Source organism: Parasphingomonas puruogangriensis, assembly GCF_036663635.1.
GTDB lineage: Bacteria > Pseudomonadota > Alphaproteobacteria > Sphingomonadales > Sphingomonadaceae > Sphingomonas.
Genome location: NZ_JAXOJI010000007.1, coordinates 94,418 through 106,932 on the forward strand (window position 1 = coordinate 94,418; position 12,515 = coordinate 106,932).

8 protein-coding genes are annotated in these 12,515 nt (G+C 63.2%); all 8 read left to right on the forward strand.

The annotated features are described in order from the left end of the window. Positions 1–2: 2 nt before the first annotated feature. Positions 3–824 (forward strand): 3-keto-disaccharide hydrolase, encoded by an 822-nt coding sequence (locus U1739_RS16220; RefSeq protein WP_332709619.1) that lies wholly within the window; start codon positions 3–5, stop codon positions 822–824. Next, positions 821–1,402 carry a gluconate 2-dehydrogenase subunit 3 family protein gene (locus tag U1739_RS16225; RefSeq protein WP_332709620.1) on the forward strand — a complete coding sequence of 194 codons (582 nt, stop codon included), beginning with the start codon at positions 821–823 and terminating at the stop codon, positions 1,400–1,402. The genes U1739_RS16220 and U1739_RS16225 overlap by 4 nt, the downstream gene beginning before the upstream one ends. Continuing rightward, positions 1,399–2,232, forward strand: coding sequence for a sugar phosphate isomerase/epimerase family protein (locus U1739_RS16230; RefSeq protein WP_332709621.1), 834 nt, complete (start codon positions 1,399–1,401; stop codon positions 2,230–2,232). The genes U1739_RS16225 and U1739_RS16230 overlap by 4 nt, the downstream gene beginning before the upstream one ends. A 22-nt stretch (positions 2,233–2,254) precedes the next feature. Continuing rightward, the gene (locus tag U1739_RS16235; RefSeq protein WP_332709622.1) at positions 2,255–3,937 is read left to right on the forward strand and encodes a GMC family oxidoreductase; all 1,683 of its coding nucleotides are present in this window, start codon (positions 2,255–2,257) and stop codon (positions 3,935–3,937) included. Between the two features lie 726 nt (positions 3,938–4,663). Then, positions 4,664–7,738 carry a TonB-dependent receptor gene (locus U1739_RS16240; RefSeq protein ID WP_332709623.1) on the forward strand — a complete coding sequence of 1,025 codons (3,075 nt, stop codon included), beginning with the start codon at positions 4,664–4,666 and terminating at the stop codon, positions 7,736–7,738. Between the two features lie 57 nt (positions 7,739–7,795). After that, positions 7,796–9,349 carry a tryptophan halogenase family protein gene (locus U1739_RS16245; protein WP_332709624.1) on the forward strand — a complete coding sequence of 518 codons (1,554 nt, stop codon included), beginning with the start codon at positions 7,796–7,798 and terminating at the stop codon, positions 9,347–9,349. Continuing rightward, positions 9,346–10,893 carry a tryptophan halogenase family protein gene (locus U1739_RS16250; protein ID WP_332709625.1) on the forward strand — a complete coding sequence of 516 codons (1,548 nt, stop codon included), beginning with the start codon at positions 9,346–9,348 and terminating at the stop codon, positions 10,891–10,893. Before U1739_RS16245 ends, U1739_RS16250 begins: the two co-directional genes overlap by 4 nt. Beyond that, positions 10,890–12,494 carry a GH39 family glycosyl hydrolase gene (locus tag U1739_RS16255; RefSeq protein WP_332709626.1) on the forward strand — a complete coding sequence of 535 codons (1,605 nt, stop codon included), beginning with the start codon at positions 10,890–10,892 and terminating at the stop codon, positions 12,492–12,494. The genes U1739_RS16250 and U1739_RS16255 overlap by 4 nt, the downstream gene beginning before the upstream one ends. Positions 12,495–12,515: the final 21 nt, after the last annotated feature.

Consider the following 12,515-nt stretch of genomic DNA (forward strand, 5'->3'; position numbering starts at 1 on the left):
GCATGAACAATCGCTTGGTGGCAGGTCTGATGCTGGCGGCAGTGGCGGCGCAGGCCGCGGCGCAGGACAAGCCGGGGTTCACGGACACGCCGATGCTGCCGGGCGGGCAGTGGCGCGTGCATGATGCGGATCGTCCCGCGCCGCCGGTGGTCACGCCGGCCGCCAATCCCGGTGGTCCGCCGGCCGACGCCATCGTTCTGTTCGACGGGCGATCGACCGATGCGTGGAAGGCGGACCGTCTGGCCTGGCCGATCGCCGGCGGCGCGCTGACGATTCCGTCGCGCGCCCGGAGCGGCGGCGAGAACAATCTCGTATCGAAGCGGAGCTTCGGCGACGTCCAGTTGCATCTCGAATTCCGCGCGCCCAATCCGCCGACCAAGGGCTCGCAGGACCGCGGCAATAGCGGCATCTGGTTCATGCAGCGCTACGAGGTCCAAATTCTCGATGGCTATCAGAACCCGACCTATGCCGATGGCACGGTCGGCGCGGTTTATGGCTGGAAGCCGCCGCTGGTGAATGCCGCGCGCCGGCCGGGCGAATGGCAGAGCTACGACATCGTGTTCGAACGGCCGCGCTTTGCGCCCGACGGGAAGCTGGTCCGCCCAGCCTATGTTACCGCGCTGCTTAACGGCGTGCTGGTACAGAACCACCAGGCGATGCTCGGCACGACGATATGGCGCAAGGTCGCAAGCTACACGGCGCATGCCGATGCGGCGCCGATCCAGCTGCAGGATCACGACTCCCCGGTGGCGTTCCGCAACATCTGGGTCCGTCCGCTGCCCGCGGCGGCGATCGCGCAGGATTTGAGGAAGGACGGCAAATGATCGATCGCAGGACCGCGCTGGCCAGCGTCGTCGGCATGTTCGGCGCCACGTTGTTCGCGCCGATCGCGCGCGCCGCCGGGGTGGGCCCGGCGCCCGGCGCGGCGGCCAGTGTGCCCGTCATCAGCGAAGGCCCCCCCAGCATTGCAGTGTTCACGCCGGCGCAGCGCGCGTTAATGACTGCGCTCAGCGAACGCGTGCTGCCGACCACCGATACGCCGGGGGCGATCGCCGCGGGCGTGCCGTCCTATATCGAGAAATTGCTTGCCGACTGGGCCGAGCCGGCGGACCGGATGCCGATCCTGGCCGGGCTGGATGCGATCGAGGCGCGCAGTCTAGCAGAGTATAAGGTGCCCGCCGGGCAGGCCACGGCCGCGCAGCACGATGCGCTCCTCACGCTCGCGATGAACGACCAGCTGCCGTCGGGCGGGGTTTTCTTCGAAGCATTCCGGCAACTCGTCATCACTGGCTATTACACGTCGGAGATCGGCATGACGCAGGAGCGCGAATATCTGCCGGTGCCGGGTGAGTATGACGGCGCCTTCCCTTATTCCAAGATCAACAAGGTGTATTCCGCATGATCGTGAGCCGCAGAAACCTGCTCGTCGGCGCCGGCGCGGCGTCGGCGCTTACGCTCGTTCCGGCGGCCTCCGCCGCGCGACTAAAGGCGATCGGGCTCCAACTCTACACGGTGCGCGACATCTTCGCGAAGGACCCGGTCGGTACGCTCGAGCAAGTCGCGCGGATCGGTTACCGCGAGACCGAATTCGGTGGTGGCGGCTATGAAAGCATGGACCATGCGATGCTCCGCAAGACGATGGTCCGGCTCGGCCTGACCGCGCCGTCCATCCATATCAGCTATGACGCATTGCTGCAGCGGTTCGAGCCGTCGGTGGCGATGGCCAAAACGCTCGGCGCCACGACCGTCGTGCTTCCCTACATGACCGAGGAGCATCGAAATGAGCAGGGCTGGAACGCCGCGTTGCCGAACTTCAATCGCTTCGCCTCGGATCTGAGGAGGGTCGGGCTGGGGTTCGCCTATCACAATCACGACTTCGAGTTCACCGTGCGGCCGGGGGGCGTCAGCCTGTACGATCGGCTGCTCAAGGAAACGGATCCGACGCTCGTGAAGCTCGAACTCGATCTCTACTGGGCTGCGCATGCCGGCGAGGACCTGACAGCGCTGATCGGGCGGCTCGCGCCGCGGCTCTACGCCTATCACGTCAAGGACATGCGCACCGATCGCAGCATGGCGGCGGTCGGGCAGGGGACAATCGATTTCGCCGCGCTGTTCAAGCTTGGGGGCAGCGCTGGCGTGCGGCATTTCTATGTCGAGAATGACCAGGCGCCGGCGCCGTATCTTCCCGACATCGCCACGAGCTTTCGGACACTCCGCGCGCTGCGCTTCTGACCGGTATAAAGAAGGATAGAACATGGCATCGACCAACAGGTTCGACGCGATCGTCATCGGATCGGGCGTCAGCGGCGGCTTTGCCGCCAAGGAACTGACCGAGAAGGGACTGCGGGTCCTGATGCTCGATCGCGGCAAGATGGTCGAGCATGGCGAAGGCTATACCTATGACGGCAAGCCCGCCTATGAGGTCCCAGCGCGCAACATCATGCCCAAGTCATTGGTTGAAAGCGATTATTTCATCGCCAAACACGGCTATCTCGCGCCCAGCAACCGCGAATTCTACAATGATGACCGACTGAACCCCTATGCCCATGACGAGGGCAGCAAATTTTACTGGATCAGGCCTGCGGCGGTAGGCGGAAAATCGATCATCTGGGGGCGCTGGTGCTTCCGCTGGAGTCCCGAGGATTTCGAAGCCAACAAGCGCGACGGCGTGGATGGCGATTGGCCGATCCGCTATGACGACGTCGCGCCGTGGTACAGCTATGTTGAGAAATATATCGGCGTGTCTGGCTCGCGAGAAAATCTGCCGTATCTGCCTGACAGCGAATTCCAGCCGCCGATTCCGATGAACGTGGCCGAGAAATGGTTGAAACAGGGCCTCGAAGCCAAATTTCCAGGCCGCAAGCTGATCCATACGCGGCTGTCTAATATGACCGAGGACAAGCCGGAGCAGAACCGGACGAAGTGTCAGTTTCGCAACCAGTGCAGCAACGGCTGTTCGTTTGGCGCTTATTTCTCAACTCAGGCCGTGACTCTGCCCGCCGCCCGCGCGACCGGGCGGCTGACACTGAAATCGGACGCCGTGGTAACCAACCTGATTTACGATCCAGCAGGCAAGCGCGTGACCGGCGTGCGCTTCATCGATGCCAAGACGGAGCAGGCCCAGACGGTCGAGGCAGACCTAGTATTCCTTTGCGCATCGGCGATCGCGTCGACGCAGATCCTGTTGAACTCGCGCGCGCCGGGCAGCGATCGCAGTCATTTCGATGCAAGCGGAACCCTCGGCCGTTACGTGATGGATCATATCTTCCGGGTCGGGATTGAGGGCGACATCCCCGGGATGGACCAGTTTATCGAATATGGCCGGCGGCCGGGCGCGGTCTATATCCCGCGTTTCCGTAATATCGGTGGAGACGAGGGGCTCGGTTTCAGGCGCGGCTATGGCTATCAGGGCGGTGCCTACCGCAATCCGGCGGCCCCCGTCGGGTTCGGTGCGTCGATGAAACAGGGCATGCGACAATATGCGCCCTGGAAATTCAGCATGGGCGCGTTCGGTGAATGCCTTCCTTATGCGGACAACCGGATCTCGCTGCATCAGTCCAAAGCGGATCGCTTCGGTGTGCCCTTGGTGCGCTTCGACGTACGTTTCCGCGACAATGAGTTGCGCATGATGACGGACGCCAGAACGCAGGGTGAAGCAATGTTACAGGCGGCAGGCCTGACCAACGTGAAAAGCACGGAAAGCGAGCATGTGCCCGGGGATGCGATCCACGAAATGGGCGGCGCACGTATGGGCCGGGATCCCCGTACGTCGGTGTTGAACGAATGGAGCCAGGCCCATACCGCCGCCAATCTGTACGTAACGGATGGCGCACAGATGGCCTCGATAGCGTGCGTGAATCCATCACTGACGTTCATGGCGCTTACTGCGCGCGCCGCCGACCATGCGGTGCGGCAATTGAAGCAGCGCGTAGGGTAGCGAACTGTTCAGCAGTGACCGCTATCGAACTGTAGCAGAATATAACGGTAGCCGAGGCGGTATTGCAGGCCCACCCCGTATCAGTGATCGTTCAGAGATTTAGCAGACACCGAAGCTGGATGATCGGCCAACTCATGCGGATCACCGGTTCTATACGGGCGGACTGTCAGACCGAACGCACCGATCATCAGGCGGTGTGCAGTAGGGCACCGGCACGCCTCGCCCCCCGAGCGCGTGTGTCCGTTCCCCTATTTCAAATCACCACCTGGGGTGATCCGGCCAGCGATAATGTTTTTCTCTGTTAGTGCGCAACGCGGAGACCTGCTGCTTGAGCGTAGCAGAGATGTTTTCCATGAGACGGTACGGTTGTGGTGGAACCGCTTGGGGTAGATATTCGCCCGCGGCATTTGCTGGCTGCGGGGGTAGCGCATGCGCGGGTAACTTCCTGGCGACCTGCTGTTGCCCACATCGTTGCTGGGCGAACGGGTCAACCGCGTCAGGTCGGCGCCATTAGCGCCCATCGTACGGGCCCGCGTGCTCGGTCCCAAAGCCTTCCCGATCATGTGCCGCCTGTTGGGCCGGTGATACCAGCTCGCCTGAGACGATAGCGCTCTGCCATCCCTAAATGAAAGTTGTTGCAACATCGCGGCAAAAACACTAATAGATTGGTTAGCGCTAACATGCGCTTGCTAGATCGCTGAAATGGCGACCAGGAGAGGACCGGGGATGACAGACAATAACGGGACCGGTGCGAGCCGTCTCACGCTTGCTGCGGCGTTGCGTGGAAGCGTGTCGTGTTTCGCGATCGGTGTGGCTGCGGTTTCGACGCCGGCGATGGCGGGCGCGAGCCAGCCGGCAGTGCTGCGTGGCAGCGATACCAGTCCGGCGGTCGTTGCGGGCGGCGCGGGGTCTGCCGATCCTGCCGACGTTCAGAATACGGGCCAGGATGCTGGCGCCGGCGACGAGATCATCGTCACCGGTCGTCGCGCCGCGCTGGAGCAGGCTGATGCGCGCAAACGCAATAGTGAGACGATCATCGACTCCATCGTCGCCGATGATGCCGGTAAGCTGCCCGACAATTCGATCACCGAGGTGTTGCAGCGTGTGTCCGGCGTGACGATCGTGCGCTTCGCCGCGCTCAATGATCCCGATCACTTCTCGGTCGAAGGCTCAGGCATCCAGGTGCGCGGCCTGACCGGCGTAGCCTCGCGCCTAAACGGTCGCGAAGTGTTCAGCGCCAGCAGCGGTCGCGCGCTCCAGTTCGCCGATGTGACCCCCGAGTTGATGTCGGCAGTGGATGTCTACAAGGCGTCGACGGCGGACCTGATTGAGGGCGGCACCGGTGGCCAGATCGATTTGCGCACCAAATTGCCGTTCGATTTTTCTAAAGGACTTCATGTCGCCGCTACGGGCGAGCTCAGCATGGGCGATCTGGCGCAGAAGGCCGATCTTTCCGGCTCCATCCTGGTCAGCAACAAGTGGGAAACGCCGCTCGGCGAGATCGGCATCCTGGGGGATTATGCCTATAGCCGGCTGAGCAGCAATTCGCATTTCTTCCGCACAGAGCCGTTCTTCAAGACACGGATCAGCGGCGAGGATTATTACATTCCCGGCGGCTATACCTATGGCGAGGAGCAGTTCCAGCGCACCCGCACCGGCATCTATGGCGCCATCCAATGGGCGCCATCGGATTCGCTGACGCTGACCGGCACCTTCTTCCAGTCGCGTTATGAAAATACCTCGGGCGATTGGGGTGCCCTGGTACAGTCGCAGACGTTGTCGGTCGATCCGACGGTGAGCAAGTTTGACGCCAACAACGTGCTGATTTCCTCGCCCGCCTTCTTCAATCGCGATCCCGTCACCTTCCTGCCGGGTGGCACGATCAACAGCGGCGGCAACAAGGGCGCGTACGAGAGCAAGACGACGACGCGCGATTACTCGTTGAGCTTCAACTGGGCGCCGGCCGACAGCCCGCTGGCGATCAAGGGGTCGATCCAGCGTGTGTCCTCGACGCGCATCTATGACCGGCTCGACGTGTTCCGCGATGTGGCCTTCCCAGCAGGCTTTGGTTTGGACCTGAGCGGCGATTTGCCGGTGGTCAGCTTGCCGGCGTCCGCCAGTGCGACGCTCAGCGACCCGGCAAGCTATTTCTGGACGGCCAGCATGCCGCACAACGAAGACAATACGGGTCGACTGGACGCCGGCCAGTTGGATGCCGAATACAAGTTCGACAGCAGCTTCCTGCGTTCGATCAAGGTCGGCGGCCGCTATGCCGAGCGCACCGAGCGCGACTTCGACAATGGCTATAACTGGGCGGCGCTCGGCCGCGGCTGGAACGGCGACCCGCAGCTGACCTATGCCAATGCGGCACCTGGCGATGTCGAGACGCATGTCTACAAGGACTTCTTCCACGGCCAAGCCGTGCTGCCGGCGAACCTGATGTTCCCGACCGACGCACTGGTCAGAAGCTATCTCGGTGATCGCACCGGGCTCACCTCGTCGCCGCCGGCCGGCTTCTGTCCGGCGGGCACCGAATATAATTGCTCCGCTTCCGGGCCTTTGCCGAGCAGCACCTATGGCGGCCTCGCGCAGCAGCCGCCGCTCGTGCGGACCGACAATAAGACTCGCACCACGGCGGGCTATGCGCTGGTGCGGTTCGGGCCCGATGGCGGCCGCGGCATCGGCGGCAATGTCGGCGTCCGCGTGGTGCATCTGCAGAACGAGGGCAGCGGTTTCATCCAGCAGAACAGCTCGACGTTCATCCGCGACGGGCAGACCGTGACGCTGACGAGTGCCACCGTGCCTCGTTCTGGAAAAGCGTCGTTCACGCATGTCCTGCCATCGGTCAATTTGGACTATGCGCTGACCGAGAACACCAAGATCCGCGCCGGCTACAACATCACGCTGGACCTTCCATCCTTCCAGGCGCTGCGTGCGTCCGGTTCGGTCGGCGTGGCCACGACGCCCAATCCGATAACGGGCGATCCCGGCATCTTCACAAACTTCACCGCGGAAACGGGCAATCCGCTGCTCAAGCCGACGATTTCGAACAATTTCGATCTGTCGTTCGAATGGTATCCCAAGGACGGCACCACCTTCCACGTGGCGCCCTTCTACAAGCGGCTGACCGATCTGCCGATCTATTCGCTGACGCAGCGGCAGGCCACCGTGGTGTTCAGCGACGGGACCACGGAGAACGTCACCGCCGCCGCATCCGACTATATCAATTCGCCCAAGGCCGCGACGGTCAAGGGCGTTGAGGTCGGCGGGCGTGTGTTCTTCGACATGTTGCCGGGCGCGCTGGCGGGCTTTGGCTTCGAGGGTAATTACACCTTCATCCAAAGCAAGAACCCGGGCGATCTTTATCGGGATATCAACGGCGTCATCAAGAATGACGCGCCGTTGGTGGGATTGTCCAAGCACAATTTCAACGCGACCTTGTTGTACGAACGCAAGGCGATTTCGGCCCGTCTGGCCTATTCGTGGCGCTCCAAGTATCTGCAGACCACGAACGCCAACGGGACCAATCCGACCTATGCATTCTACAGCGCTCCGGGCCCTGCCGAGTCCGCGACCTCGACCCAGATTGCGCTTCCGGTATATGGCGACGATTACGGGCAGCTTGAGGCGAGCGTTCGTTTCAAGGTGACGGAGAATTTCTCCTTCAGCGTCCAGGGAACCAACCTCACCAATTCGATGCTGCGCACGTTGCAGGGCGGCTATCCCGGCGGCAAATTGTACGGGCGTAGCTGGTTCCAGAGCGACCGGCGGATCAGCACGGGCATCAATCTGGCCTTCTGATGACCAGCGTGGCACCTGTCGGTCGGCGGCCGACAGGTCCACACGAGTGAAAAGCCGATGAACAAGCGCATCCTGATCGTCGGCGGCGGTACCGCCGGTTGGCTGACCGCCGCCTATCTGGCCAAGCGGCTGGCCGCCGATCGGCCCGGTGGCGTCGCCATCACGCTGGTGGAATCCAGCGACATCGGCATTTTGGGGGTGGGCGAGGGCACGTTCCCGACGATCCGCCGCACGTTGCAGACGATCGGCATAGACGAGGCCGAACTCGTGCGACGGTGTGGCGCGACGTTCAAGCAAGGCGCGAAGTTCGTTCACTGGCAGCACGCACCGGGCACGCCCGGCCCCAATCATTTCCTGCACCCGTTCCAGCCGGCGGAAGCACCCGGCGGGCTGGAATTGCTGCCCTATTGGCTGCTCGGCGTGGGCGGTGCCGAAAACTGGGACGAGGTCAGCGGCCCGCAGAAGAAGGCGGCGGATGCGCATCGCGCGCCGAAACTGCCGTCGCACCCCGATTATGTCGGCCCGCTCAACTACGCTTTCCATTTCGATGCGGTCACGCTGGCGGCGATGTTGCGTGACCAGGGCGTCGCCAACGGCGTGACCCATCTCACCGACCGGGTTAGCGAGGTTCTGCTGACTGAGGACGGCGCGATCGGCGGCGTACGGACCGAGGCCAATGGCGTGCTCGACGCCGATCTGTATATCGATTGCACCGGCTTTCGCGCCGAGCTGATCGGCAAGGCGCTGGGCATGAAATGGCGCTCGTGCCGCGACACGCTGTTTTGCGACAGCGCGCTGGCGATGCAGGTGCCTTATGCGGATGCCAACGCGCCGATCGCTTCCTACACCATTTCGACCGCGCAGGACGCCGGCTGGGTGTGGGACATCGGGCTGGATACGCGCCGCGGGATCGGCCACGTCTTCTCTTCCGCGCATACCGACGATGCGACTGCGGAAGCGCGACTGCGCGCCTATATCGGCCCTGCGTCGGACCGGCTCGACTGCCGCAAGTTCCGCTTTGGCGCCGGCTATCGTGAGATCAACTGGCACAAGAACTGCGTCGCCATCGGGCTGTCGAGCGGCTTTTTCGAGCCGCTGGAAGCGACCGGCATCGTCTTTGCCGAGGTCGCCGCCGGGATGCTCGCCAATTTGTTTCCGTGGGGCGGCGACTATGAAACGTCAGCGCGCCAGTTTAATCATATCATGCGACAGCGCTACGAACGGGCGCTCGATTTCATCAAGCTGCATTATTGCATCACGCAGCGCCGCGATTCCGCTTTCTGGCGTGACAATGTGGCGGCATCGTCAATCCCCGATAGCCTGCACGACCTGCTCGATCGCTGGCGCTTCCGGCCACCGAGCGAGATCGACGTGGATCCACGCGTCGACATCTTCACCGAGGCGAGCTGGCAATATGTGCTGTACGGCATGGGCTGGAAGACCGATCTGTCGGCCCGAGCCGGCGTGTATCGCTACCACGACGATGCCCGGCGCGCTTTTGCCGAGGCGCGCCGCAAGGCCGATATGGCGATCGCCGGGCTACCCTCCAATCGCGATCTGGTGACCTATGCGCAGACGCACGGCTTCGGGCCGCACGGCATCGCCGCGTGAGCGCTACGGGCGAGCCGATCCGTAAGGTCGTCATTGTCGGCGGCGGCACCGCCGGGTGGATGACGGCGGCGGCGCTGTCGCGACTGACTGCTGCGGGTGTCTCGGTGACCTTGGTCGAATCCGACGAGATCGGCACGATCGGGGTCGGCGAGGCGACGATCCCCTCGCTGCTCGATTTTAATCGCATGCTCGGTATCGACGAGGATGACTTCGTTCGCGCCACCCGCGCGACGTTCAAATTGGGCATCCAATTCCGCAATTGGGCGCGGCTCGGCGACGAGTATCTCCACCCGTTCGGCGTGCATGGTCGCGATGTCGGCGGTGTATCCTTCCATCAGCTGTGGCTGCGCCAAACGCATGACGGTGCGACCGCGTACGATCCCGGCCCGATCGAGGATTATTGCTTGTCGGCGGTCGCCGCGCGCGAGGGCCGGTTCACCCGTCCGTCATCGAACCCCGCTGCGGTCCTGTCGACCTTGTCCTACGCGTTTCACTTCGATGCTGGCCTCTATGCAAGTTTCCTGCGCGATTATGCTGCCGATGGTGGCGTCGAGCGGATCGAGGGGCGCGTCGTCACGGTCGATCAGCATCCCGAAACCGGCTTGATTGAGGCGGTGACTTTGGCCGACGGGCAGCGGCTCGACGGCGACCTGTTCATCGATTGTAGCGGGTTCCGGGCGCTGCTGCTTGGCGAGACGCTGGGCGTGCCCTTCACCAGCTGGCAGCATTGGCTGCCCTGCGATCGTGCCTGGGCGGTGCCGAGCGCGCGCCTCGGCGATGCGGTGCCCTATACCCGCGCCACGGCGGGCAGCGCGGGCTGGCGCTGGCGGATTCCGCTGCAACACCGCGTCGGCAACGGCCATGTCTATTCCAGCCAGCATCTCGACGATGACCAGGCGTTGCGCGATCTGCTCGGCGGGCTTGACGGCACGCCGCTTGCCGAGCCGCGCCAATTGCGGTTCGTGGCCGGGCGCCGCGATCGGCTGTGGGAGGGAAATTGCGTTGCTATCGGCCTGTCTGGCGGGTTCCTCGAACCGCTCGAATCAACCAGCATCCATCTGATCCAATCGGGCATCACCCGGCTGATGAGCCTGTTCCCCAACGGCGCCGTCGATCCTGTGGAGGTCGCCGAATATAATCGCCTGATGCTGCGCGAATATGATCATGTGCGCGACTTCATCATCCTTCATTATCACGCCACGAACCGCAGCGACTCGCCGTTCTGGAATGCCTGCCGGACGATGGAATTGCCGCCCTCGCTGACTGCCAAACTGGCTCTGTGGTCGGGTAAGGCGCGGCTGTTGCGCGAAGCCGGCGAACTGTTCACGCCTGATAGCTGGATCGCCGTGTTGCTGGGTCAGCGCATTCGCCCGTCGGCCTTCGATCCGTTGGCGGCAGCGTTGCCGATGATGGAAAGTGCGCGGCTGATGGCGCATCTGCGGGACATCGTCGCCAAGACCGCCGCCGCGATGCCATCGCACGAACAGTTTATCGCCGAGCATTGCGCTGCAGTTGGTGTGCGGGACTTACAGGTAACGATATGATCAAGACACGCACGCTGCTCTCGCGGTGGGCGCTCACGCGCCTGTTAGCTGCTCTGGCCGGCTTGGCCGGTCCAGCTGCGGCGCAGGCGCCAACCGCCGTGCGATCGATCGACATTGATCTCGCGAAGGCCGGTGCGCCGATCGATCGGTCGTTCGATCTCGCAGTCGGCGCAGATTATGCGGGCACGCTGATCCGCCCAGATAGTCTGGCGCAACTCGATACGGCGGTGACGGAACTCGGCTTTCGCTATGTGCGCTTCCACGACATCTTCACCGATGCGTTGGGCACCGTACAGCGTCGCGACGGCAAGATCGTCTACGACTGGACCAAGATCGACAAATTGTACGATGCATTGCTCGCGCGCAAGATCCGGCCGTTCGTCGAACTAGGATTTACGCCGGCTGCGCTCAAGACGTCGGAACAGACGATCTTCTACTGGAAAGGCAATACGTCGCATCCGCAAGCGGATGGCTGGGCGGCGCTGATCACTGCCTATGTCCGCCACGTGCGCCAGCGTTATGGTGCCGCCGAGGTGCGCCGCTGGTATTTCGAGGTGTGGAACGAGCCCAATCTCGCGGGTTTCTGGGAAAAGGCCGACAAGGCCGCCTATTTTCGGCTGTATGAATCGACCGCGCGCACGATCAAGGCGATCGATCCCGCGCTGCGTGTCGGCGGGCCGTCGACCGCCGGCGCGGCATGGGTGCCCGATCTGCTTGACTATGCTGCGGCGCGGCGGGTGCCGATCGATTTCGTCACGACGCACACGTATGGCGTCGACGGCGGCTTTCTCGACGAACGCGGAGAGGACGACAACAAATTGTCTACCAACCCCGATGCCGTCAGTGGCGATGTGCGTCGGGTCCGGGCGCAGATCGACGCGTCGAAGTTCCCCGGTTTGCCGCTGTTCTTCACGGAATGGAGCAGCAGCTACAACCCGCGCGACCCGGTCCACGATTCCTACATCAGCGGCGCGTACATTCTGACCAAGCTGCGCGCCACGCGGCCCCACGCTCAAGCCATGAGCTATTGGACGTATAGCGACCTGTTCGAGGAAGCCGGGCCACCGCCGACGCCGTTTCACGGCGGTTTCGGCCTGATGAACCGTGAGGGTATCCGCAAGCCCGCCTGGTTCGCGTACAAATATCTTGCCCAGCTGCGCGGTCGCGAGATCGCCAGTGCCGATGATCAGGTGCTGGCGGCGACCGAGGCCAAGCGAACGGCCGTGCTGCTGTGGAACTGGCAGCAGCCGCTCCAAACGGTCAGCAATCGTCCGTTCTTTACGAAGGTGCTGCCGGCGCAAGCAGCATCCGATGCCGCCGTGCGCCTGACACACCTTGCTGCCGGCAGCTATCGCGTCACGGTACGTCGCACCGGCTTTCATGCCAACGATGCGCATACGCGCTATCTGGAGATGGGATCGCCGCCAGCGCTGGATGCCGCGCAACAGGCCGAGCTGCGGCGCCTGACAGCGGACGTGCCCGAGATCACCCGCACCGTGCGCGTCGCGAAGGACGGGCAATACCAGTTACGCGTACCGATGCGCACCAACGATGTCGTGCTCGTCACGCTCGAGCCGGTCGGTACCCATCAAGCGCGCTGACCGTTTCGTGTCGCCGGCAAT

Bases quoted from the DNA above. Each gene is read 5' to 3' on its own strand.
- U1739_RS16220 (WP_332709619.1), top strand. From the start codon at position 3: ATGAACAATCGCTTGGTGGCAGGTCTGATGCTGGCGGCAGTGGCGGCG.
- U1739_RS16245 (WP_332709624.1), top strand. From the start codon at position 7,796: ATGAACAAGCGCATCCTGATCGTCGGCGGCGGTACCGCCGGTTGGCTG.
- U1739_RS16235 (WP_332709622.1), top strand. From the start codon at position 2,255: ATGGCATCGACCAACAGGTTCGACGCGATCGTCATCGGATCGGGCGTC.
- U1739_RS16255 (WP_332709626.1), top strand. From the start codon at position 10,890: ATGATCAAGACACGCACGCTGCTCTCGCGGTGGGCGCTCACGCGCCTG.
- U1739_RS16240 (WP_332709623.1), top strand. From the start codon at position 4,664: ATGACAGACAATAACGGGACCGGTGCGAGCCGTCTCACGCTTGCTGCG.
- U1739_RS16225 (WP_332709620.1), top strand. From the start codon at position 821: ATGATCGATCGCAGGACCGCGCTGGCCAGCGTCGTCGGCATGTTCGGC.
- U1739_RS16230 (WP_332709621.1), top strand. From the start codon at position 1,399: ATGATCGTGAGCCGCAGAAACCTGCTCGTCGGCGCCGGCGCGGCGTCG.